General features: G+C 64.6%; 21 protein-coding genes and 1 tRNA gene. 12 read left to right on the forward strand and 10 right to left on the reverse strand.

The window, feature by feature from the left end:
* Positions 1-39 precede the first annotated feature (39 nt).
* Positions 40-1,965 (reverse strand): autotransporter assembly complex protein TamA, encoded by a 1,926-nt coding sequence (locus Q9316_RS16670; protein WP_306032685.1) that lies wholly within the window; start codon positions 1,963-1,965, stop codon positions 40-42.
* 265 nt (positions 1,966-2,230) lie between these two features.
* The gene (locus Q9316_RS16675) at positions 2,231-2,494 is read right to left on the reverse strand and encodes a YMGG-like glycine zipper-containing protein (RefSeq protein ID WP_064331830.1); all 264 of its coding nucleotides are present in this window, start codon (positions 2,492-2,494) and stop codon (positions 2,231-2,233) included.
* A gap of 461 nt (positions 2,495-2,955) precedes the next feature.
* Between Q9316_RS16675 and Q9316_RS16680 the strand changes: the two genes are divergently transcribed.
* The 4 genes from Q9316_RS16680 to hemA all read left to right on the forward strand — a co-directional run bounded on the left by Q9316_RS16680 (position 2,956) and on the right by hemA (position 8,177).
* Complete coding sequence (locus tag Q9316_RS16680; protein WP_306032686.1) at positions 2,956-3,447, forward strand: (2Fe-2S)-binding protein; 492 nt, start codon at positions 2,956-2,958, stop codon at positions 3,445-3,447.
* A gap of 109 nt (positions 3,448-3,556) precedes the next feature.
* On the forward strand, positions 3,557-5,908 hold the full coding sequence (locus Q9316_RS16685) for a xanthine dehydrogenase family protein molybdopterin-binding subunit (protein WP_306032687.1): 2,352 nt from the start codon (positions 3,557-3,559) through the stop codon (positions 5,906-5,908).
* Positions 5,909-5,920: 12 nt separating this feature from the next.
* Complete coding sequence (locus Q9316_RS16690) at positions 5,921-6,718, forward strand: FAD binding domain-containing protein (RefSeq protein WP_306032688.1); 798 nt, start codon at positions 5,921-5,923, stop codon at positions 6,716-6,718.
* 244 nt (positions 6,719-6,962) lie between these two features.
* Positions 6,963-8,177, forward strand: coding sequence for a 5-aminolevulinate synthase (gene hemA / locus Q9316_RS16695; RefSeq protein WP_306032689.1), 1,215 nt, complete (start codon positions 6,963-6,965; stop codon positions 8,175-8,177).
* A 21-nt stretch (positions 8,178-8,198) separates the two neighbouring features.
* Here hemA and dxr read toward each other — a convergent pair whose 3' ends face one another.
* Positions 8,199-9,374 carry a 1-deoxy-D-xylulose-5-phosphate reductoisomerase gene (gene dxr / locus Q9316_RS16700; protein ID WP_306032690.1) on the reverse strand — a complete coding sequence of 392 codons (1,176 nt, stop codon included), beginning with the start codon at positions 9,372-9,374 and terminating at the stop codon, positions 8,199-8,201.
* A 191-nt stretch (positions 9,375-9,565) separates the two neighbouring features.
* On the opposite strand from dxr, the gene Q9316_RS16705 reads away from it, so the two are divergent.
* A complete protein-coding gene (locus Q9316_RS16705) occupies positions 9,566-10,282 on the forward strand; it encodes an META domain-containing protein (protein ID WP_306032691.1) in 717 nt (238 codons plus the stop codon).
* Positions 10,283-10,313: 31 nt separating this feature from the next.
* The gene (locus Q9316_RS16710; RefSeq protein WP_306032692.1) at positions 10,314-10,700 is read left to right on the forward strand and encodes a CAP-Gly domain protein; all 387 of its coding nucleotides are present in this window, start codon (positions 10,314-10,316) and stop codon (positions 10,698-10,700) included.
* A 15-nt stretch (positions 10,701-10,715) separates the two neighbouring features.
* Here Q9316_RS16710 and Q9316_RS16715 read toward each other — a convergent pair.
* A tRNA-Arg gene (locus Q9316_RS16715) sits at positions 10,716-10,792 on the reverse strand.
* Between the two features lie 159 nt (positions 10,793-10,951).
* On the opposite strand from Q9316_RS16715, the gene Q9316_RS16720 reads away from it, so the two are divergent.
* On the forward strand, positions 10,952-11,212 hold the full coding sequence (locus Q9316_RS16720; RefSeq protein ID WP_306032693.1) for a hypothetical protein: 261 nt from the start codon (positions 10,952-10,954) through the stop codon (positions 11,210-11,212).
* A 65-nt stretch (positions 11,213-11,277) separates the two neighbouring features.
* Here Q9316_RS16720 and Q9316_RS16725 read toward each other — a convergent pair whose 3' ends face one another.
* Positions 11,278-12,438 (reverse strand): M20 aminoacylase family protein, encoded by a 1,161-nt coding sequence (locus Q9316_RS16725; protein ID WP_306032694.1) that lies wholly within the window; start codon positions 12,436-12,438, stop codon positions 11,278-11,280.
* A gap of 131 nt (positions 12,439-12,569) precedes the next feature.
* Here Q9316_RS16725 and Q9316_RS16730 point away from each other — a divergent pair, with 131 nt between their 5' ends.
* Positions 12,570-13,685 (forward strand): D-alanyl-D-alanine carboxypeptidase family protein, encoded by a 1,116-nt coding sequence (locus tag Q9316_RS16730; protein WP_306032695.1) that lies wholly within the window; start codon positions 12,570-12,572, stop codon positions 13,683-13,685.
* Between the two features lie 24 nt (positions 13,686-13,709).
* Positions 13,710-14,864 carry a CobW family GTP-binding protein gene (locus Q9316_RS16735; RefSeq protein WP_306032696.1) on the forward strand — a complete coding sequence of 385 codons (1,155 nt, stop codon included), beginning with the start codon at positions 13,710-13,712 and terminating at the stop codon, positions 14,862-14,864.
* 3 nt (positions 14,865-14,867) lie between these two features.
* Here the strand turns inward: Q9316_RS16735 and Q9316_RS16740 are convergent, their stop codons facing one another.
* The 5 genes from Q9316_RS16740 to Q9316_RS16760 form a co-directional block, all read right to left on the reverse strand.
* A complete protein-coding gene (locus Q9316_RS16740) occupies positions 14,868-15,116 on the reverse strand; it encodes a sulfurtransferase TusA family protein (RefSeq protein WP_306032697.1) in 249 nt (82 codons plus the stop codon).
* On the reverse strand, positions 15,113-16,627 hold the full coding sequence (locus tag Q9316_RS16745) for a L,D-transpeptidase family protein (protein WP_306032698.1): 1,515 nt from the start codon (positions 16,625-16,627) through the stop codon (positions 15,113-15,115). The genes Q9316_RS16740 and Q9316_RS16745 overlap by 4 nt, the downstream gene beginning before the upstream one ends.
* 203 nt (positions 16,628-16,830) lie before the next feature.
* A complete protein-coding gene (locus Q9316_RS16750; protein WP_306032699.1) occupies positions 16,831-17,784 on the reverse strand; it encodes an acetyl-CoA carboxylase carboxyltransferase subunit alpha in 954 nt (317 codons plus the stop codon).
* A 78-nt stretch (positions 17,785-17,862) separates the two neighbouring features.
* Positions 17,863-18,810 carry a site-specific tyrosine recombinase XerD gene (gene xerD / locus Q9316_RS16755; protein WP_306032700.1) on the reverse strand — a complete coding sequence of 316 codons (948 nt, stop codon included), beginning with the start codon at positions 18,808-18,810 and terminating at the stop codon, positions 17,863-17,865.
* Positions 18,807-18,956, reverse strand: coding sequence for a hypothetical protein (locus Q9316_RS16760; protein WP_202402872.1), 150 nt, complete (start codon positions 18,954-18,956; stop codon positions 18,807-18,809). The genes xerD and Q9316_RS16760 overlap by 4 nt, the downstream gene beginning before the upstream one ends.
* A gap of 142 nt (positions 18,957-19,098) precedes the next feature.
* Between Q9316_RS16760 and Q9316_RS16765 the strand changes: the two genes are divergently transcribed.
* Genes Q9316_RS16765 through Q9316_RS16775 form a run of 3 tightly spaced genes read left to right on the forward strand, consistent with a single transcriptional unit; the run spans position 19,099 to position 21,708 of the window.
* Positions 19,099-19,680 (forward strand): shikimate kinase, encoded by a 582-nt coding sequence (locus Q9316_RS16765; RefSeq protein WP_306032701.1) that lies wholly within the window; start codon positions 19,099-19,101, stop codon positions 19,678-19,680.
* A gap of 10 nt (positions 19,681-19,690) precedes the next feature.
* Positions 19,691-20,818, forward strand: coding sequence for a 3-dehydroquinate synthase (gene aroB / locus Q9316_RS16770; protein ID WP_306032702.1), 1,128 nt, complete (start codon positions 19,691-19,693; stop codon positions 20,816-20,818).
* On the forward strand, positions 20,815-21,708 hold the full coding sequence (locus tag Q9316_RS16775) for a transporter associated domain-containing protein (protein ID WP_306032703.1): 894 nt from the start codon (positions 20,815-20,817) through the stop codon (positions 21,706-21,708). The genes aroB and Q9316_RS16775 overlap by 4 nt, the downstream gene beginning before the upstream one ends.
* Positions 21,709-21,711: the final 3 nt, after the last annotated feature.

Genomic DNA, 21,711 nt, shown 5'->3' on the forward strand with positions numbered 1-21,711 from the left:
GCAGCCGATCAAGAGCCTAGATGAAAATTGGGGCGACAGTCAGAAGGACTGGCCGATGCCGGCATAGACCCCGAAGGAGGTTCCGCCGGGATATTTCTTCAGCGGCACAGCGACGTCCAGCCGGAGCGGGCCGAACGGCGTCGCATAGCGCACGCCGAGGCCGGCGCCCGCCCGGATATCCTCGAAATCCGGCACCTCGTCCGTTGAGACCGTGCCGACATCGATGAAGGGCACGAGGCCGATCGTCTCGGTGATGCCGATGCGCACCTCACCGGAGGCCGCCACGTAGGAGCGTCCGCCGAGAAGCTGGTTGTCGCCGTTGCGCGGCGAGATTTCCTGATAGCCGTAGCCGCGCACCGTACCGCCGCCGCCAAGGAAAAAGCGGCGCGTCGCCGGGATATCGGAAAGCTCGTCGCCACCGATGATCGAGCCTGCGGCGAGCTTGCCGGCAAGCACGAAGCGATCCTCGGCGCCGAGCGCCTGATAGCCGGTGATCGCGCCTTCAAAGCTCGAGAAGAAGGTGCCGCGATAATTCTCGTAGCTCGGCTTCGCATTGATGAGGAAGCGGTAGCCTTCGGTCGGGTTCAGCTTGTCGTCGCGAGTATCGCGCACATATTCGATCGGGATGCTGGCGGTCAGGTACTTGTTCTTGCCGAAGGCGTCCTCGACGTCGCTCCACATGACCTCGCCGCCGGCGCTCACCGTATCCTGGTCGGAAAGCTCGACGCTGACGCCGGCCGCGCCGGTGATCGTGAACGCCTTGTAGGCGTCCGGATCGACGATCGACGCCTTCACACTAGCATTGAAGGTGGTTGCCGGGCCGAAGGCGCCGGGCTTGGAAAACAGGATGGCGCTCGAATAGTCGAGTTCGCCGAGGTCATCAGCCTCACCGATGCGGTTGACCGCGCCTTCGACACGAAGCGATTCGGCCTGGCCGAACAGGTTGCGGTGACCCCAATAGCCCTGAAGGCCGAAGCCGTCCGTGTTCGAATATTGCGCGCCGACGCCGAAATAACGATGCTTGCCTTCCGAGACCTCGATGGTCATCGGCAGCGAGCCATCGGGCGCCAGCTTGTCGGCCTCGCGGATCGTCACGCTGGAGAAGACGCCGAGCGTGCGCAGCCGCTCCGCCGCCTTGTTGAGCGCCTCGGGCGAATAGGGCTGGCCGGCATTGATGCGCGAATAGCGCTGCACGAAAACCGGATCGACCGTCTTGGTGCCGGTGACGCCGACATCGCCGACGGGGGCGACCGGTCCGCCTTCGGCGGCGATCACCACGTCGACGGTCTGCGTCTCGTGATCCGCCGTGGCATTGCGCTCGACAAGCTTGGCGAGCGGGCGTCCTTCCGCCTTGAGGTCCACGACAACCTTTTCCCCCGCCTTCAGGATGATGGTGGAATCGGCCCGCGCACCGGGCACCAGCCCGTAGTCTGCCGGGTTTCGCCCCTCCGCATCGCCGGAAAAGGCGACGTCGCCGAAGGTGAAGACCGGGCCGGGCTCCACGCTGATCGTCACCGGTATCGCGCCGCTCGCGTTGAATTCGGGGTTCGGCGGCAGCGAATCGAGGTCCTGTCCGTTGATCGTGACGCTCACCACGCCGCCGTAGCGCGCATTCTCGTAAAGAGCGGCCAGGATGCGGTCGCGGTCGTCGCGGGCCTTGATGACGAGGCCGAGATCGCCGGAGACGGGCTTGCCCTCGTCCTGCTTGAGGCGCGCGGTATTCTCGATCGCTTCCTTCAGGTCGTCGTCGTCCGTGCCCGGATTGAGCGTCAGCGTGTAATTGACGGGATCGATGACGGCTGTGGTTTCTTCCTCGTCCTCGAAGAACTTCATGCCGAAGATCTCGAAGGCCGATGCGGGACCGGCGAACAGCGGGCCGCACGCCAGCGCGGCAGCGACCGCGAGGGCGGTGCCAGCTTTCAGAAACGCAAAACTCTTTTCCGGCCGGTTCACTTTATCCCGCATCCGCAGCTATCCGTCGCCTTTCTCCTTCAGGTGCGGCGCACACGGCAGACCGACAGCTTCCGACACTAACTTCAGGCGCTCCGATCCATCCGGAGCTTTCAGGCAGGAAAAGACCCTAACGTGTTAGGTTTTCCGTAATGTTAACGGCGGTTTTACACGCGGTCGCGCGAAATTTGAAGCCCAAGCGGGATTTTGTCTCAAGGACATCAAAGCAAAAGCCCCGGAGAAAACCCCGGGGCTTCGCATAGGTTGCAGGTGTCGGCTATCAGTAACCCGACGGGCAACGGTCGATATAGCGACGGCCGTAGCGGTCGCGGTAGTAGCACTGACCGGGCTGCTCGGAGACGCTGCCGATGACCGCGCCGGAGACGCCGCCGATAGCCGCGCCAACGGCCGCACCACGAACGTTACCGGTGACCGCGCCACCGATGATCGCGCCGGAGACGGCGCCGATGCCCGCACCCTTTTCCGTCTGCGTGCAGCTGGCGACGGCCAGGCCGACCAGGACGAGCGCAATGACTTTCTTCATGAAGATGTTCTCCAAAGTTGAGCGACGGCCGCGTTTTCCCGGTCCGCCCTATCCCCTTCTACTCAGCAACATACCGGGGCCGCCAGCGACGGTCAGGTCTGTCCGAGACTGAAAATATCGTCCGTAATGGGGAAGTCCATGGCAATAAACTATTTTTTTTGCGCCTCGAATAAATTTCGTTTCCGTTTCGTTTGATTGGCTCCGCACACTCCCCTTCACGAGAAATTTCGCGGTTGCCTGAAAGTACCGGTTGATCGCCGCCCTAAAAAGTCAAATGATATGACTGTTGGGGCTGCGCTGGCGCGGGAGGAATTGCCGTCGCGGCTTCATTGTCGAAAGAAAATGCAAGCGTATTGAGAATGCTGGTGTCTTTTGATCCCCAGCCCGCGTCGTGAGGACGCCCGCTGCATGTAACGTCGGATCGATCGGCCCCAGCGGACGCAACCGCCAGGGAGGAACGAATGGCGAAAGTGGCAATGACCGTCAACGGCAGGAAGGTGAGCCGCGAGTGCGAGGACCGCACGCTGCTCGTGCATTTCCTGCGCGACCAGATCAGCCTCACCGGAACCCATGTCGGCTGCGACACGTCCCAGTGCGGGGCCTGCGTCGTGCATATGGACGGGAAGGCGGTAAAGAGCTGTTCCATCCTTGCGGCCCAGGCCGCCGGCTCGGACATCCTGACCATCGAGGGCCTCGCCGCCAATGGCGAGCTGCATCCGGTACAGGTCGCGTTCAAGGCCAATCACGGCCTGCAATGCGGCTTCTGCACGCCCGGCATGGTGATGACCGCCGTCGACATGATCAACCGCTACGGCGCCAGGCTCGACGAGAAGACCGTCCGGGAAAACCTCGAAGGCAATATCTGTCGATGCACCGGCTACCATAACATCGTGAAAGCCATCCTGGCCGCCGCCGAAGAAATGGGCGCGGCAGGCAAGCAGGCTGCGGAATAGGCGTTGGGCAATAGGCAGTAGCCAATAGGGCCCGGCCGTTGCATATGCGATGCAGCCCTGACGCCTATTGGCCAATGCCTGCTGCCTCCATTCTCTGGAGGAGATGAAGATGGGTGTCGAAGGCATCGGCGCGCGTGTCGCGCGAAAGGAAGACAAGCGGTTTCTCATGGGCCAGGGCCGCTACACGGACGACATGTCCGTGCCCGGCATGCGCTATGCCGCGTTCGTGCGTTCGCCGCACGCCCATGCGAAGATCAAGAGCATCGACACGTCCGCGGCTGAGGACATGCCCGGCGTCATCGCCGTCCTGAACGGCAAGCAGATGCTGGACGACGGCATCGGCAACCTGATCTGCGGCTGGATGATCCATTCCAAGGACGGCTCCCCCATGAAGATGGGCGCCTGGCGGCCGCTCGCGCACGAGACGGTACGCTATGTCGGCGACGCAGTCGCCGTGGTGGTCGCCGACACGATGGGTGAAGCGCGCGACGCGGCAGAAGCCGTCGCCGTCGATTACGAGGTGCTGCCCGCCGTCACCGATGCCGTGAAGGCGCTAGAAACCGGGCAGCCGCAACTGCATCCCGAAGCCCCCGGCAATCTCATCTACGACTGGGAGATCGGCGACAGCGCCGCCACGGACGCCGCCATCGCCGCGGCTGCCCATGTCACGGAGATGAAGATCGTCAACAACCGGCTCGCGCCGAACGCGATGGAACCGCGCGCTGCGCTCGGCATCTACGATTCGGCCGAGGATCATTACACCTGCTACACGACGAGCCAGAATCCGCATGTGGCGCGTCTCGTCATGAGCGCCTTCTACAATGTGGCGCCGGAAAACAAGCTGCGCGTCATCGCGCCCGATGTCGGCGGCGGCTTCGGCTCGAAGATCTTCATCTATCCGGAGGAGATCGTCTGTCTCTGGGCCTCCAAGCGCTCCGGCGTACCGGTGAAGTGGACCAGCGACCGCACCGAGGCGTTCCTCACCGACGCGCACGGCCGCGACCACGTCTCGACCGTCAAGATGGCCTTCGACGAGAACAATCGCGTCACGGCCCTCAAGGTCGACACGATCGCCAATTTCGGCGCCTACATGTCGCTCTTCTCTTCCTCGGTGCCGACCTATCTCTATGCGACGCTGCTCTCCGGCCAGTACAATTTCCCGGCCATCCACGCCAATGTGCGGGCCGTCTACACCAACACGGCGGCCGTCGACGCCTATCGCGGCGCCGGCCGGCCGGAGGCGACCTACCTGCTCGAGCGCACGATGGAGACGGCGGCGCGCGAACTCGGCGTCTCGCCGGCAGAACTTCGCCGCATCAACTTCATCCGCTCCTTCCCCCATCAGACGCCCGTGATCATGAATTATGACGCCGGCGACTACGAAGCCTCGCTGGAAGCCGCCATGCAGGCGGCCGACTGGAACGGCTTTGCCGCCCGCAAGGCGGAAGCCGCAAGCCGCGGCATGAAGCGCGGCATCGGCATGAGCTGCTATATCGAGGCCTGCGGCATCGCGCCGTCCGCCGCGGTCGGCTCGCTCGGCGCCGGCGTTGGCCTCTGGGAATCGGCGGAGGTACGCGTCAATGCCGTCGGCACGATCGAGGTGCTGACGGGGTCGCACAGCCACGGCCAGGGCCACGAGACCACTTTCGCCCAGCTCGTCGCCGACCGTTTCGGCGTGCCGATCGACAGCGTCTCCATCGTGCATGGCGACACCGACAAGGTGCAGATGGGTATGGGCACCTACGGCTCGCGCTCCGGTGCCGTCGGCATGTCGGCCGTCGTCAAGGCGCTCGACAAGGTGGAGGCCAAGGCGAGGAAGATCGCGGCCCACCTGATGGAGGCCGACGAGAGCGACATCGTCATCGAGAACGGCGCGCTGAAGGTCGCCGGCACCGACAAGTCCGTGCCCTGGTTCCAGATGGCGCTTGCCGCCTATACCGCGCACAATCTGCCGTCCGGCATGGAGCCGGGCCTCAAGGAAGGGGCCTTCTACGACCCGGCCAACTTCACCTTCCCGGCCGGCTGCTACATCTGCGAGGTCGAGGTCGATCCGGAAACCGGCAAGACCACCATTATCCAGTTCGTCGCCGCCGACGATTTCGGCAACATCATCAACCCGATGATCGTCGAAGGCCAGGTGCATGGCGGCATCGCGCAGGGCATCGGCCAGGCGCTGCTGGAAGGCGTGCATTACGATCCGGAAACGGGCCAGCTCCTGACGGCCAGCTACATGGACTACACCATGCCGCGCGCCGACGACCTGCCCTCCTTCCAGGTCTCTCACCAGCTCACCCCTTGCCCGAACAATCCGCTCGGCATCAAGGGCTGCGGCGAGGCGGGCGCCATCGGCTCGCCGCCGGCGCTGATCAACGCCATCACCGATGCCATCGGCAACAACGAGCTCACCATGCCGGCCACGCCCCAGAAGGTCTGGGCCGCGGCGCGGCAAGCAGCGAATTGACGGGAGGAAGCCATGTACGCAACGAATTATCATCGCGCATCCTCGCTCGCCGATGCTGTCAGGCTGCAATCGTCTTCCGACGAGGCGAAATACGTCTCCGGCGGCATGACGCTGATCCCGACCATGAAGCAGCGGCTCGCCGCTCCGTCCGACCTCGTCGATCTGCGCCACGTCGCCGAGCTCAAGGGCATTTCCGTCAACGGGAACCGGGTGCGCATCGGCGCCGGCACGACGCATTACGAGGTCTCGGCCTCGCCGGACCTGAAGGCCGTGTGCCCGGCGATCTGCCACCTCGCCGAACATATCGGCGATCCGCATGTGCGCCACATGGGCACGATCGGCGGCTCCATCGCCAACAACGACCCCGCCGCCGACTACCCTTCCGCCATGCTGGCGCTGGGTGCGACGATCGTCACCAACACCCGCGAGATCGCAGCCGACGACTTCTTCACCGGTCTCTTCGAGACGGCACTGGAGGATGGCGAGATCGTCGTCGCGGTCACGTTCGATGCCCCTGCCAAGGCCGCCTATTCGAAATTCCCGAACCCGGCATCGCGCTATGCGATGGCCGGCGTCTTCGTCGCGAAGACGGGGGATGGCGGCGTGCGCGTGGCGGTGACGGGCGCGGGCTCCAATGGCGTCTTCCGCCATGCCGGAATGGAGCAGGCCCTGTCCGGCAACTGGTCACTGGATGCCGTTGCCGGCGTCGAGGTGGACGCGTCGGACCTGCTGTCGGATCTCCACGGCAGCGCCGAATACCGCGCCAATCTCGTGAAGGTCATGGCCAAGCGCGCGGTCGCCGCCGCCTGACCCCTCGAAAAAATTGAAACTGTTCGATTAAAAGGGCGATTGAGGCCGTCCTTTTTTCGTGCAGACTTGACATGCATCAATAGGAAATGGCCATGTGCGGGCTAACATACCTTGGAATGGTTCAAAGGTGGCGCCGATTTGCCGCAGCGTGTCCCGTTGCAGCCAAAACGGCGCATGATATAGCCCATTGAACGACCGCCAACATGACGATGACGTCCGGACTGTCCCGGACCGGAGACTCTGGATGGACTTCGAGACCTACTTCAAGAACGAGCTGGACGGCCTGCATCAGGAAGGCCGCTACCGCGTTTTCGCCGATCTGGAGCGCCAGAAGGGCAACTTCCCGAAAGCGACCCGCCACACGGCGAACGGTATCCAGGACGTCACGGTCTGGTGCTCGAACGACTATCTCGGCATGGGCCAGAACCCGATCGTCACCGAGGCGATGAAACTGGCCATCGACCAGTGTGGCGCCGGTGCCGGCGGCACCCGCAACATCTCCGGCACCAATCACCACCACGTCCTTCTGGAGCGCGAACTGGCCGACCTGCACGGCAAGGAATCGGCCCTGCTCTTCACCTCGGGCTACGTGTCCAACTGGGCCGCGCTCGGCACGCTCTGTTCGAAGATCCCCGGCATCATCTGTTTTTCCGATGCCGGGAACCACGCTTCGATGATCGAGGGCATCCGCCACTCGAAGTGCGAGCGCGTGATCTGGAAGCACAACGACCTCAAGGATCTCGAAGCCAAGCTGGCCGCCGCCGACCCAAGGGCGCCGAAGCTGATCGCCTTCGAATCGGTCTATTCGATGGACGGCGACATCGCCCCCATCAAGGAAATCTGCGACCTTGCCGACAAGTACGGCGCGATGACCTATCTCGATGAAGTCCACGCCGTCGGCATGTACGGCCCGCGCGGCGGCGGCATTGCCGAGCGCGAAGGCCTGATGCATCGCCTCACCCTCATCGAGGGCACGCTCGGCAAGGCCTTTGGCGTCATGGGCGGCTATATTGCCGGCTCGGCCGCGCTCTGCGACTTCGTGCGCTCCTTCGCCTCCGGCTTCATCTTCACGACCTCCCTGCCGCCGGCGATCGCCGCTGGCGCCTGCGCCGCGATCCGTCACCTCAAGGGAAGCCAGATCGAGCGTTTCGCGCACCAGGAGCGCGTCCGTCGCCTGCGTTCGGCGCTGGACCGCAACGGCATCCCGCATATGCCCAATCCGAGCCATATCGTGCCGGTGATGGTGGGCGACGCTGCCAAGTGCAAGTGGATCTCGGACCTGCTGCTCGACAATTTCGGCATCTATGTCCAGCCGATCAACTATCCGACCGTGCCGAAGAAGACCGAGCGCCTGCGCATCACGCCGACGCCGCTGCACACGGATGCCGACATCGATCATCTCGTCGGTGCGCTGCACTCCCTCTGGTCGCGCTGTGCGCTGGCCCGCGCCGTGGCCTGATCAAAACGGCAAGGACTTAAACTACCCGATCAGCCCGGCGGCAACCCGCCGGGCTTCTTCGTCCGCGGCGAAGACATCGTCCATGGAGGCTGCCGCCGGCAGGTGGGTAAGCCTGTCCATCACCTGCTCGGCAATGTCGGCCATGGCGAGGAAACCGATGCGTCCGCCGACGAAGGCGTTGAACGCAACTTCCTCCGCCGCATTCATCACCGCACCCTGAAGGCCGCCGCGCTCCAGCGCGGTACGGGCAAGCCGCAGCGCCGGGAATCGCACCTCGTCCGGCGCCTCGAAATCCAGCCGCGACAGTTTCGCGAAATCCAGCCGCTCGACATTGAGCGGCGAACGCTCGGGATAGGTCAGCGCATAGCCGATCGCCGTGCGCATGTCCGGCGCGCCGAGCTGCGCGAGCACCGAACCGTCGACATAGCCGACCATAGAATGGATGATCGATTGCGGATGCACCACCACCTCGATCTGGTCCGGCCGCACGTCGAAGAGATGTTTCGCCTCGATCATCTCCAGCGCCTTGTTGAACATGGAGGCGCTGCCGATCGATATCTTCAGGCCCATCGACCAGTTGGGATGCGCCCTTGCGATATCCGCGGTGACGCCGGCCATCTGCTCGCGGCTCCAGGTGCGGAAAGGCCCGCCGGAGGCCGTCAGCACGATGCGCTCGACGGCGTGGCGCTGGTCGTCCTCCAGCGCCTGGAAGATCGCGCTGTGCTCGCTGTCGACCGGGATGAGCCGTCCGCCGCCCCGCGCCACCGCGTCGACGAAAAGGTCGCCGGCCGAAACGAGGCATTCCTTGTTGGCGAGCGCGATGTCCGCGCCCTTCCTTGCCGCCGCCAGTGTCGGCGCAAGGCCGGCCGTCCCGACGATCGCCGCCATCACCCAGTCCGCCTCGCCCGAGGCCGCTTCCATGAGCGCGTCGCGCCCCGCCGCCGCCGCAATGCCGCTGCCGGCGAGCGCGTCCTTGAGTGCACCGTAGCGTCCCTCGTCCGCCGTCACCGCCATCCGCGCGCCGCAGTCCCTCGCCTGCGCGGCGAGCAGATCCACATTGCCGTTGCCGGTCAGCGCCAGCACCTCGTAGCGCTCGCGCCCGCCGAGCTGGCGCACGACGTCGAGCGTGCTGGTGCCGATCGAGCCTGTCGAGCCGAGAATGGTGATGCGGCGCTTGTGCCGCGCGTCGGGAGCCATGGTGATTTCCGCGATTTTCTTGTTATCCGTCCAAGGCTCTACAGGCGAAAGACGCCTGCAACAAGTCATCGAAATGCTGTAAAGCGAAGGCTTGACCAGTCTTCTGGAACCCTTGGCTTGACCTTTTCGCCCGGACGGCCATAACGTCCCCGCAAAGCGGTCTCTTCCGCCCGACGCGATTGGAGAAATCTGTGTACCGACGCCTGAGAGTATGGACCCTCGCCTGCCTCGCCCTCTGGGCAGCGGCTCCGGCCTATGCCGACGAGCCGGTTCCGGGCGGCCTCGGCGGCACGTGGCTCGCCGAGGATATCGGCGGCAACGGTGTCATCGACGATCTGCAGACGACGCTCGAGATCAAGCCAGACGGGTCCTACGGCGGCAATGGCGGCTGCAACACCTATCGCGGCAAGCTGAAGGTCCAGAACGGCAACATCGCCTTCGCCCCGGCGGCGGCGACGCGCAAGATGTGCGCCCCGGCGATCATGGACCAGGAGCAGAAGTTCTTCGACGCGCTCGGCACCGTGACATCCTGGAAGCTCGAGAACGGCATCCTGCACCTGACCGGCAAGGAAGGCGCGCAGGCGATCCGCCTTGCCGCACTGAAGAACAACACGGACGTCGTCATCCGCCTGCCCGGACCCGAGCAGAGCGTGGTGCGCGAGACGCTGAACTACCAGTGCGACCCCGAGCAGCGCGTCGTCGTCGAATATATCAATGTCGGCGCCAATTCGCTGGCCGTGCTGCGCATCGGCGAGGAGACGGTCATTGCCGCCAATGTCCTTTCGGGCTCCGGCGCCAAATATGCCGGCGGCCACTACGAATGGTGGACCAAGGGCGACGAGGCGACGCTCTACGACCTGATGAAGGGCGAGAACGCGCCCGGCGCCAACTGCCGCAAGACCGGCTGACGGCCGATCCGCAAGGGAGAGGGAGAACGGCATGCCCACGTTCCACGTCGGCCAGAAAGTCGTCTGCATCAACGACCGCTTCAAGAACGTCTCCATCGACCAGGGCATCCGCAAGGGGCAGATCTACACGGTCCGCTGGAGCGGCCACTACCGGCATTATGTCGATGGCGATTTCTACGGCATCAAGCTGATGGAACTCTATCGCGGCAAGGATGACGGCCCGGAAGGCTACGGCGCCGTGGACATGCCCTTCCGCGCGAGCCGCTTCCGTCCGCTGGTTTCCGACCGCATCCGCAGCATGCTGGGCCTCAAGGCCCCGGTGCCGAAGAAGACCGTGGTGGCAAAACCCTCGATCGTCCCGTCCGTGCGCACCAAGCCGCGCGTCGTCACACCCGAGCGCGAGACCGAAGACGTCTGACATTTGCAGAAGGAATGGTGATCCCGCCGCGATTCGAACGCGGGACCCCCAGATTAGGAATCTGGTGCTCTATCCTGCTGAGCTACGGGACCACTGACTGCACCCATACAAAAGCCGCGGCCCTAAGCCAAGCGATTTTCGGCGGCGTGTTGCCGAGTTCCGTACGGAACAGCTCAAGGCCCCTGGACATGAGACATTCGGTTCATGGGATGGAGACGGCTCCATCCGAGAGAACCGAGAGGAAAATGTCCATGCGCAAGATCATGCTTTCCGCTGTCGTCGCGACCGTCGCAGCGCTTTCCTTTGCCGCGCCCTCCCAGGCCGGCGGCTTTTCCATCGGCTTCGGCCATGGCCATGGCGGTTGGGATCATGGCGGCTGGGGCCATGGCCACGGCCATGGGGCCCACGTCACGGTCTATGACGATTACGGCTACGATTGCTTCTGGAAGAAGGTGAAGCGCTACGACAAGTGGGGCAACCTCGTCATCAAGAAGATCCGCATCTGCGACTGACCGTCCCCTTCATTCGATCCTCCCCGACTTGCCCGGCTGTCAGTCCCTGCAGCCGGGCTTTTTTGTCAGGCCGTAAGCCTGCTTTCAGCGAGCTTCACCCAATAGGTCACGCCATGGGGGATGGCGTCGTCGTTGAAGTCGTAGGCCGGGTGGTGCAGGCCGGCGGTATCGCCGTTGCCGAGGAAGATGAAGGCGCCGGGCCGGGCTTCCAGCATGTAGGAAAAGTCCTCGCCGCCCATCATCGGATCGAGCGACGGCTCGACGGCGGCCTCGCCGGCAATCTCGCGCGCCACCGACACGGCATGGCCGGTCTCGTCCGCATGGTTCACCGTCACCGGGTAGTTGCGGTGATAGCTGACCGTGATCTCCGCGCCATGGGCGGCGGCAAGGCCGCCGCAGATCTGGCGGATGCGGGCCTCGGCCTCCTCCCGCATGTCCGGGCTCAGCGTGCGCACCGTGCCGGCAAGCTTCGCCTCCTCGGGAATGACATTGTGGGCGAAGCCCGCATTGAACTTGGTGACGGAGACGACAAGCGAGGCGATCGGATCGGCGACGCGCGAGACGATGGTCTGGAGCGCGCCCACCAACTGTGCGCCGATGACGATGGGATCGACCGTCTTGTGCGGCAGCGCCGCATGGCCGCCGCGTCCCTTGACGGTGATGTTGAATTCGTCGGTCGCGGCCATGATCGGGCCGGAACGGGTGCCGAAGGCGCCGACGGGCATGCCCGGCAGGTTGTGCATGCCATAGACCTCGGCAATGCCGAAGCGCTCCATCATGCCGTCCTTCACCATCTCGTTGCCGCCGCCGCCGCCCTCTTCGGCCGGCTGGAAGATGACCGCGACATTGCCCGAGAAGTTACGCGTCTCGGCGAGGTACTTCGCCGCGCCGAGCAGCATGGCGGTGTGGCCGTCATGCCCGCAGGCGTGCATCTTGCCCTTGGTCGTCGATGCCCAGGGCTTGCCGCTCGCCTCGTCGATCGGCAAGGCGTCCATGTCGGCGCGAAGGCCGATCGTGCGTCCTGCGCCCTTGCCGCGGATGATCCCGACGACGCCGGTGCGCCCGATGCCAGTCACGATTTCATCCACGCCGAACTCCAGCAGCTTCTCCGCCACGAAGGCGGCGGTCTTCTCCACGGCGAAGAGAAGTTCCGGCTCGCGGTGGATCTGTCTGCGCCATCCGGCGATTTCGTCCTGCAGTTCTGCGGCGCGGTTCAGAATGGGCATGCAACACGTCCTGTCATTTCGGCCATCAATTTGGCCATCGTCGTTCGATGGCTTTGCCATCACGGTGCCATATAGGTTAAATAGGGCGACGGTTCGAGACAACTCCCGATTTCGAGGACAGACCCTTGCAGATGAACGGACGAACGACGCGCCGGAGCGCACGGATTTTGGGCTCCGCCCTGTTGCTCACAGCTTCCCTCACCGCAACCACGGCCGCAGCCAACCCGCGCATGCTGGTGGATGTGAACACGCTGCAGGTCATCGAGCATGAGGATGCGTTCCAGCGCTGGTATCCGGCCTCGCTCACCAAGCTGATGACGGCCTATACGGTGTTCCGCGCCGTCAAGGCCGGCGAGCTGACGCTGGAAAGCCCCGTCGTCATGACCAAGAACGCGGCCGCCGAACCGCCGAGCAAGATGTATTTCAAGCCCGGCCAGAAGATGACGCTCGATAGCGCGCTGAAGATCATCCTCGTCAAGTCCGCCAACGACGTCGCGGTGGCCATCGGCGAATCGGTCGCCGGCTCCGAGCAGGGCTTCGTCGACCGCATGAACGCGGAAGCCGCCCGCATCGGCATGAGCTCCTCGCATTTCATCAACCCGCACGGCCTGCCCGGCAAGGGCCAGTACACGACCGCGCGCGACCTTGCGGTGCTCGCCGTGACGCTGAAGCGCGAATTCCCGCAATACGCCTCCTATTTCGCGCTCGAAGGCTTCACCACCGGCAAGAAGCAGTACCCGAACTTCAACATGCTGATCGGCCGCTTCAACGGCGCGGACGGCATGAAAACGGGCTTCATCTGCGCATCCGGCTTCAACCAGGTCTCCTCCGCCACCCGCAATGGCCGCAGCGTCGTCTCCGTCGTGCTCGGCTCCGACAGCCTCGGCGCCCGTGCCGACATTTCCGCCGGCATGCTGGAGAAGGGCCTGACGATGCGCTCGGGCAAAGGAGTGACGCTCGGCCAGCTCCGCCCCTATGGCGAGACCCGCAACGTGGTCACCGACATTTCCGCGGAAATCTGCTCGAAGCATGCCGCCAAGGTGCGCAGCGAAGGCCGCGACGAGGCAGGCCGCCAGAAGCTGGTCTCGCCCTATATCCACGAGCTGGACCGGCCGTTGAGGTTCGTCTTCGCCGGGCTGCTCGGCGGCGATGCCGCCAAGACTGCCGGCAACGACAAGGTGGCGATTGCCGGCGACATGGGCGACGTCGCCAATGTGCCGATCCCGATCCCGCGCCCGACCTACTGACAGGCCCTACTGACAGGAATGACCATGACCATCGCTGAGCGGCGCGTGCCGGTTTCCGTGCTGACCGGATTCCTGGGTGCGGGCAAGACGACCCTGCTCAACCGGCTGCTGAAGGACCCGACGCTGACGGACACGGCCGTCATCATCAACGAGTTCGGCGAGGTGGGTATCGACCACCTGCTTGTCGAGCAGTCGGGCGACGGCATCATCGAGCTTTCCGACGGGTGCCTGTGCTGCACGATCCGCGGCGAACTGGTCGATACGCTGGCCGACCTGATGGACCGCATGCAGACCGGCAAGATCCAGCCGCTGAAGCGCGTGGTAATCGAGACGACCGGCCTTGCCGACCCCGCGCCCGTCCTCCAGGCGATCATGGGCAACCCGGTGCTCGCCCATTCCTTCAGCCTCGACGGCGTCATCACCGTGGTCGATGCCGTCAACGGCCTGTCGACGCTCGCCAACCATCCGGAAGCGGTAAAACAGGTCGCCGTCGCCGATCGCGTGCTGATCAGCAAAGCCTCGCTCACCGAGGTCTCAACGCTGGAGGCCGTGGAGCGCGAGATCGCCGCACTCAACCCGCGCGCTACCGTCTCGAACGTCGATGCGCCGGGCCTAGCCGGCCCCGATCTTCTTGCGAACGGCCTCTATGACCCCGGCAGCAAGATCCCGGATGTCCGCCGCTGGCTGCATGAGGAGGCGCACGATCATCACCATGATCACCACCACCCTCATGGGCACGATCATCACCACGGTCACCACGACGGCCACGGCCATCAGCACGCCCATGACGTGACACGCCACGACGCCACGATCCGCTCGTTCAGCATCGTACACGATCGCCCGGTCGATCCGATGGCGCTGGACATGTTCGTCGATCTTCTGCGTTCCGCCCATGGCGAAAAGCTGCTGCGGATGAAGGGCATCGTGCTGATGTCGAACAATCCGGAGCGCCCGCTGGTGCTGCAGGGCGTGCAGAGCGTCTTCCACCCGCCGGAGCGCCTCGCGGCCTGGCCGGATCCCGCCGACCGACGCACGCGCTTGGTGCTGATCACCAGGGACCTGCCGGAAGCCTTCGTGCGCGACCTCTTCGATGCCTTTACCGGCACGCCGAAGATCGACCGCCCGGATCGTGCGGCGCTCTCCGACAACCCGCTCGCCATACCGGGCCTCAAGCTCTGAAAGTCAGGCTTTCTTGCGGATCAGGAAACGGTGTCCCGCCTCGACGCGCTCGCTCGCTTCGAGCGCGTGGCCGTCCTCTTGGCAGAAGTGGGGGATGTCGATGACGGCGAGCGGATCGGTGGTCTCGACCCAGAGGCTGGCGCCTGCCGCCATCGCCGAAAGCCGCTTGCGCGCTTTCATGACCGGCAGCGGGCATTTCAGCCCGCGCAGGTCGTAGACCTCGGCTTCGGAATGCGCCGCTGCGGCCGTCATTTCTGCCAGAACTTCCAGAAGGGTTTCTTCTGGGTCTGCTCGACGACCTGGACATCGGGATTTTCTTCCGGCACCGGCAGCGTGCCTGCCCCCTCGACTGGCTTTTCCACCTTCTGCGCCGAGGCATCGACAGTCGGCGTTCTCGCTTCCTTGTGCGTCGTCTGCTGGCCGGCATCGAGCGTTGCCTGCTCGGCAGACTGCGTCACGCTTTCGGCGGGCTCGACCTTGCGCGGTTCCTCGTCCTTGGTCCAGAGCTTCCAGAAGGGCTTCTTTTCCTTCTTCTCGATGACCGCGACGCCCGGATTTTCCTCCGGCACCGGCAGGGCGCCTTCGCCGCGCGCCTGCTTTTCCGCCTTCACGGCGGCAACGTCGGCGGCAAGTGCCTCGGCTTCCTTGATTTTCTGCTGCTCGGCGTCGAGCTTGGCCTGCTCGGCTTGCTGCTTCGCACGCTCGATGGCGGCGAGCTTGCGCTGCTCGGCCTCTTCCGCCTTGCGCTTCTGCGCCTCGATCTCGCGCTCCGTCATCAGCTTGCCGGCATCGAGCGAATTGCCCGTCGGCGCATAGGCGAGCTCCCGCCCCTTGCGCTGGTCGGCGACGATCGCCTTGCGCTGGGCCTCCGACGGCTCGATCCAGACGGTGCCCTGATACTTGCCCATAGCCTTGGCATAGGAGGCGGCATAGGTCTTGTTGTAGCTCTTCAGCGCCACTTCCAGCGCGGCCGGCGTCGTCATCGCCGGGCAGGCGCCAGCCGGCGAGAAGGGCTTGTCGGCCTGCTGGTTGAAGACATACTTCTTCTCGCAGACATTGACCTCCGGCGGACGCTTCGTGACCTCGAAGTGGTCGTAGCCGACCTTCAGCATCTTCCAGAATTCGATGTTCGGATTGTCGCGGTGGCGCGCCATGTTTTCCGCGGTCATGCGGAAGGGGAAGGCCTGAAGCTGGATTGTCTGCTGTCCGCCGTCGAAGGCGTCGCGCGCGAAGGCGAAGATTTCCACCATCTGCTCGTCGGTCATCGAATAGCAGCCGGACGACGAACAGGCGCCATGGATCATCAGATGGGTGCCGCTCGCCTTGTTGGCGCGGTCGTAATTATTCGGGAAACCCGTATTGATCGCGAGGTAATAGCTCGAATTCGGGTTCATGTTCGCCCTGGAGAGCGGGTAGAACCCTTCCGGCGCCTGGCGGTCGCCTTCCCTCGTCTTCGGGCCGAGCTTGCCCGACCAGGCGCAGATCTTGTAGTTGCGCACCAGCTTGAAGCGGTTCGAGCGGTCGGACTTCCAGAGCTCCAGCCGCCCCTCTTCCTTGAAGATGCGCAGCATCATCGGCGAGGACCGGTCGATGTTCATCGAGGAGAGCTTACTGAGCACCGCCGGCGAAAGCTGGTAGCCGGTCTTGCTGGAAACCCGGGCAAGGTCGACGTCGACCTTGTCGAACGAGTCGAGCGTCTCGTTGGTGCAGCCCGCGGCGGCCACGGCGAGAAGCGATACGGCGGCAAGAACAGTCAGGCGCATTCGAAAGGTCCGTCAACAATCGTCAGATCGCAAGCGGTCGCGCCGGCGAGGCGGGACGCGCAGTCGTAACCGGCTTATACTTCATAAATTCTTAACCGGAAATTCTTTCGCGAGGCTGCCGGAGAACCGCATCCGTTTCAGAACACAAGGATTGTGGCCGAGATTTGGCATTGGCAGCACAGCACGCCGCCAATGGCGCTAAATCAGAGCTGGCGACCGATATTGAGGTAGCGCTGGCGGCGATCCTTGCGCAACTGGTCGCCCGGCTTGGCGGTGAGATCCTTCAGGGCGGAGGCGATGACATCGCCCGTGCGGCCGATCACCGCCGCCGGATCGCGGTGCGCGCCGCCGACCGGCTCCTGGATGATGCCGTCGATGATGCCGAAGGTCTTGAGGTCTTCCGCCGTGATCTTCATGTTGCTCGCCGCTTCCTTGGCGCGCGTCGAATCGCGCCAGAGGATCGAGGCGGCGCCTTCCGGCGAGATCACGCTGTAGATCGCATGTTCCAGCATGTAGACGCGGTCGCCGGTCGCAATGGCGATCGCGCCGCCCGAGCCGCCCTCGCCGAGCACGACCGAGACGATCGGCACGCGGACGTTGAGGCACATTTCCGTGGAGCGGGCGATGGCTTCCGCCTGACCGCGCTCTTCCGCGCCGATGCCCGGATAGGCGCCGGCCGTGTCAATCAGCGTGATGACGGGCAGGCCGAAGCGGTCGGCCATTTCCATGACGCGGATCGCTTTGCGGTAGCCTTCCGGCCGGGCGCTGCCGAAATTGTGCTTGAGGCGCGACTTGGTGTCGTTGCCCTTTTCCTGACCGATGATCGCGACCGCCTCGCCGCGGAAGCGGCCGAGACCCGCCTGGATCGCCTCGTCCTCGGCGAACTTGCGGTCGCCGGCAAGCGGGGTGAACTCCTCGAAGAGCTGCTTTGCGTAGTCCACGAAGTGCGGCCGCTGCGGATGGCGCGCGACCTGCGTCTTCTGCCAGGGCGTCAGCTTGGCGTAGATGTCGGCCATCGCCTCGCGGGCGCGGACTTCCAGCCGGCCGACCTCGTCCGTCGTGTCGATGCTCTCATCTTCTTCGGCGAGTTTCCTCAGCTCGTGGATCTTGCCTTCGAGATCCGAGATGGGCTTTTCGAAATCGAGGTAGTTGTGCATGAGATGCGTTTCCGATCGTTTGCTCAAACCGCGCCAGACTATCGTCGGCCAAGAGGCCGGCCGCAAGCGGCGGGGGTCCTAATCCGGTTTTTTTGCCTGTTTGGCAAGAGGGTGATGGGTTTGAACGAGCTCGTGGAGCCGTTCTTCCAGCACATGTGTATAGATTTGTGTCGTGGAAATGTCCTGATGACCAAGCAGTTCCTGCACCGCGCGCAAGTCCGCGCCGTTCTGCAGGAGATGGCTGGCGAAAGCATGGCGCAGGACATGCGGCGAGAGCGTGGCGGCCCGGATTCCGGCCCGTGCCGCAAGCGCCTTCAGGTCGCGCGCAAAAACCTGGCGCGGCAGATAACCCTCCTTGCTCTGGGCGGGGAAGAGAAAGGCGCCCGCCGCCGGATCGTCGCCGATTTCCGCCGCCAGCGCCTCACCATAGGTCTCGAGCGCCGCAACGGCGGCGCGCGACAGCGGCACCATCCGCTCCTTGTTGCCCTTGCCCTTCACCACGAGGAAGCGTCCGGTCTGCGCTAGCACGCTGGCCGGCAGCGAGACGAGCTCGCTGACGCGCATGCCGGTCGCATAGAGCAATTCGACAAGTAGATGCATGCGGCGCTTGAGGAGCAAGTTGCCGCCCGGCTCCGCCGCTTCCGCCTCCGCCCGCGCTATGAGGCGGCTGACATCCTCGACACTCAGCGTCTTCGGCAGTGAACGGCCCTTCTTCGGCGCGTCGAGAATACCGGTCGGATCGTCGCCGCGCAGGCCCTCGCCATAGAGGAATTTGAAGAACTGCCGCAGGGCCGAGAGCCGCCGCGCCTGCGAGGAGGCGGCAAAACCCTGCCTGGCGAGATGGCCGAGATAGGCGCGCAGATCGTCCGGCGTCGCCTCTGTCAGCCGCACGCTCCGCTCGTTGAGAAAGGAGCGGGCGTCCTCAAGGTCCCGTTCGTAGGATTGCAGCGTGTTCGTCGCCGCACCGCGCTCGGCGCTCATCATTTCCAGGAAGGACTCGACCTGTAGCGCAGACGGATCCCTCATGGCTGCGGATTTACCCGTTCGGAAGGAATGCGGATCGTCACCTCGCGCTCGGTCGGTTCGACAAAGGTCACCAGCGCGACCATCGTGCCGTAAATCGACCCGGCGATCACGGCACAGAAGAACAGGAATCGGAACAGGGTCGGCATCGCGCACTCCGGCAAGTCGCTCCCTATATCGCCCCGCCCCACGCCGAGCGCAAGGCCGGCACAATGGGATGACGCCTCGGGCAGGCTTGACGCTTCCGGCGCTTTTGTCGATACGGAAGGAAGCGAAACCCCGGAAAACGCCATGACCGAGCTGATCGACCCGGCCCCTCCCACGCTCGCCGAGCAGGCCCGTGCAGCGCTCGGCAAGCGTAACCTCGTCCTGATCGGCCTGATGGGCGCCGGAAAATCGGCGATCGGCCGCATGACGGCTCAGACGCTCGGCATCCCCTTCATCGATTCCGACCACGAGATCGAGCGCGTCTCGCGCATGTCGATATCGGATCTCTTCGCCGCCTATGGTGAGGCAGAGTTCCGGGCGCTCGAAACCCGCGTCATCAAGCGCCTGCTGCGCTCCGGCCCGCGCGTCGTATCTACCGGCGGCGGGGCCTATATCAACGAGAACACGCGCCGGCACATCAGGCGCGGCGGGCTCACCGTCTGGCTGAAGGCCGATCTCGACGTGCTCTGGGAACGCGTCAACAAGCGCGACACCCGCCCGCTGCTGAAGACCGAAAACCCGCGCCAGACGCTCGAAAACCTCATGAACGCCCGCTATCCTGTCTATGCGGAAGCGGACCTCACGGTGCTCTCGCGTGACGTGAAAAAGGAAACCATGGTGGAGGAGGTGCTCGCCGCGATCACCGCCGCCGGCCGCAGAACCTGACGAGATGACCATGACCGCCACTGCCACCGCCCGCCGCACCGTGCGGGTCGACCTCGGCGACCGCTCCTACGACATCCTGATCGGCCCCGGCCTGATCTCCGCCGCCGGCCGCGAGATCGCCAGCCGCCTCAAGGGGCGCAAGATCGCCGTCATCACCGACGCGCATGTCGCCCCGCTCTATCTCGGCGGCTTCATGGGCGCGCTTCAGGCAGAAGGCATCGATGCCGTCTCGCTCGTGCTGCCGGCCGGTGAGAAGACCAAGAGCTTCGAGCACCTGATCAGCGTCTGCGACAGCGTGCTCGCCGCCCGTATCGAGCGCAACGACGCCGTGGTGGCGCTCGGCGGCGGCGTCATCGGCGATCTCACCGGCTTTGCCGCCGGCATCGTGCGCCGCGGCTCGCGCTTCATCCAGGTGCCGACATCGCTGCTGGCACAGGTCGATTCCTCCGTCGGCGGCAAGACGGGCATCAATTCCCCGCACGGCAAGAACCTCATCGGCGTCTTCCACCAGCCCGACCTCGTACTCGCCGATACCGACGTGCTCGACACGCTCTCACCGCGCGAATTCCGCGCCGGCTACGCGGAAGTGGCCAAATACGGCCTGATCGACAAGCCGGACTTCTTCGCCTGGCTGGAAAAAAGCTGGCGAGACGTCTTTGCCGGCGGCGAAGCCCGCATCGAGGCGATCGCCACGAGCTGCCAGGCGAAGGCAGACGTCGTCGCCGCCGACGAGCGGGAGAACGGCCAGCGCGCCCTCCTCAATCTCGGCCATACCTTCGGCCATGCGCTCGAAGCCGCCACTGAATATGACAGCGCGCGCCTCGTCCATGGCGAAGGCGTTTCCATCGGCATGGTGCTCGCCCACCAGTTCTCCGCAAGGATGAACCTCGCCAGCCCCGACGACGCCAGGCGCGTCGAGGCGCATCTTGGCGAAGTCGGCCTTCCCACCAAAATGGACCAGATCCCGGGCGGCCTGCCGCCGGCCGAAAAATTGATGGATGCGATCGCGCAGGACAAGAAAGTCAAGGCCGGCAAGCTGACCTTCATCCTGACGCGCGGCATCGGCCAATCCTTCGTCGCCGACGACGTGCCACAGTCCGAAGTCATCGCTTTCCTCAAGGAAAAGCTGCCGAAATGAACAGCGACACGTCCGCTGCGCTTGGCTCTCCTGTCTGGCTGTGGATCGTCCTCGGCCTGATCGTCGTCGCCGTCGTCCTATTCCTTCGGCGCTCGTCGATCGCGGCATTGTGGCATTCGCATCAGGAGACGCGCGAGACCGAGGCAGAGCGCCGGCCCGGCCAATCCTCCCGGGACGGCACGCCGGCAAGGTCCGACCGCGACAGGATGCCCAACGCCCTCGATCTGGATGCGCTGGAAGTCTCCGACATCATGATCCACCGGACCACCATGCGAGCGCTCAATGCCGGCGATCCGCCGGAGGAGATCGTCAGGGCCGTGCTGGAAAGCCCCTATACGCGCATGCCGCTCTGGTTGGGTTCCGTGGACAACATCGTCGGCGTTGTCCACGCCAAGGATCTTCTGCGCGCCCTCACCGAACCGGGCGTCGAGCCGAAGAGCCTCGACATCACCCGGGTCGCGCAGAAACCGTGGTTCGTGCCGGACACGACGACCCTGAAGGAGCAGCTCGCCGCCTTCCTGCGCCGCAAGGAACACTTCGCGACGGTCGTGGACGAATATGGCGAGGTGCAGGGCCTCGTCACGCTCCAGGACATCCTCAAGGAGATCGTCGGCGATATCTCGGACGAGAAGGATGTCGACATGCAGGGGGTGCGGCAGGAGGCCGACGGCTCGCTCGTGGTCGACGGGGGCGTCGCGATCCGCGACCTCAACCGCGCCTTCGACTGGAGTCTGCCCGACGAGGAGGCGACGACCATCGCGGGCCTCGTCATCCACGAATCGAAATCCATTCCCGAAGAACGGCAGGCCTTCACCTTCTACGGCAAGCGCTTCACCGTCATGAAGCGGGTGAAGAACCGTATCACCAAGCTGCGCATCCGCCCGGTCTAACCG

The sequence above is a fragment of the Shinella zoogloeoides genome, assembly GCF_030733845.1.
GTDB lineage: Bacteria > Pseudomonadota > Alphaproteobacteria > Rhizobiales > Rhizobiaceae > Shinella > Shinella zoogloeoides_C.

Bases quoted from the DNA above. Each gene is read 5' to 3' on its own strand.
- xerD (WP_306032700.1), bottom strand. From the start codon at position 18,810: ATGAGGGATCCGTCTGCGCTACAGGTCGAGTCCTTCCTGGAAATGATG.
- Q9316_RS16775 (WP_306032703.1), top strand. From the start codon at position 20,815: ATGAACAGCGACACGTCCGCTGCGCTTGGCTCTCCTGTCTGGCTGTGG.
- Q9316_RS16675 (WP_064331830.1), bottom strand. From the start codon at position 2,494: ATGAAGAAAGTCATTGCGCTCGTCCTGGTCGGCCTGGCCGTCGCCAGC.
- hemA (WP_306032689.1), top strand. From the start codon at position 6,963: ATGGACTTCGAGACCTACTTCAAGAACGAGCTGGACGGCCTGCATCAG.
- Q9316_RS16735 (WP_306032696.1), top strand. From the start codon at position 13,710: ATGACCATCGCTGAGCGGCGCGTGCCGGTTTCCGTGCTGACCGGATTC.
- Q9316_RS16750 (WP_306032699.1), bottom strand. From the start codon at position 17,784: ATGCACAACTACCTCGATTTCGAAAAGCCCATCTCGGATCTCGAAGGC.
- Q9316_RS16720 (WP_306032693.1), top strand. From the start codon at position 10,952: ATGCGCAAGATCATGCTTTCCGCTGTCGTCGCGACCGTCGCAGCGCTT.
- Q9316_RS16745 (WP_306032698.1), bottom strand. From the start codon at position 16,627: ATGCGCCTGACTGTTCTTGCCGCCGTATCGCTTCTCGCCGTGGCCGCC.
- Q9316_RS16760 (WP_202402872.1), bottom strand. From the start codon at position 18,956: ATGCCGACCCTGTTCCGATTCCTGTTCTTCTGTGCCGTGATCGCCGGG.
- dxr (WP_306032690.1), bottom strand. From the start codon at position 9,374: ATGGCTCCCGACGCGCGGCACAAGCGCCGCATCACCATTCTCGGCTCG.
- Q9316_RS16680 (WP_306032686.1), top strand. From the start codon at position 2,956: ATGGCGAAAGTGGCAATGACCGTCAACGGCAGGAAGGTGAGCCGCGAG.
- aroB (WP_306032702.1), top strand. From the start codon at position 19,691: ATGACCGCCACTGCCACCGCCCGCCGCACCGTGCGGGTCGACCTCGGC.
- Q9316_RS16730 (WP_306032695.1), top strand. From the start codon at position 12,570: ATGAACGGACGAACGACGCGCCGGAGCGCACGGATTTTGGGCTCCGCC.
- Q9316_RS16765 (WP_306032701.1), top strand. From the start codon at position 19,099: ATGACCGAGCTGATCGACCCGGCCCCTCCCACGCTCGCCGAGCAGGCC.
- Q9316_RS16670 (WP_306032685.1), bottom strand. From the start codon at position 1,965: ATGCGGGATAAAGTGAACCGGCCGGAAAAGAGTTTTGCGTTTCTGAAA.
- Q9316_RS16685 (WP_306032687.1), top strand. From the start codon at position 3,557: ATGGGTGTCGAAGGCATCGGCGCGCGTGTCGCGCGAAAGGAAGACAAG.
- Q9316_RS16740 (WP_306032697.1), bottom strand. From the start codon at position 15,116: ATGACGGCCGCAGCGGCGCATTCCGAAGCCGAGGTCTACGACCTGCGC.
- Q9316_RS16710 (WP_306032692.1), top strand. From the start codon at position 10,314: ATGCCCACGTTCCACGTCGGCCAGAAAGTCGTCTGCATCAACGACCGC.
- Q9316_RS16725 (WP_306032694.1), bottom strand. From the start codon at position 12,438: ATGCCCATTCTGAACCGCGCCGCAGAACTGCAGGACGAAATCGCCGGA.
- Q9316_RS16690 (WP_306032688.1), top strand. From the start codon at position 5,921: ATGTACGCAACGAATTATCATCGCGCATCCTCGCTCGCCGATGCTGTC.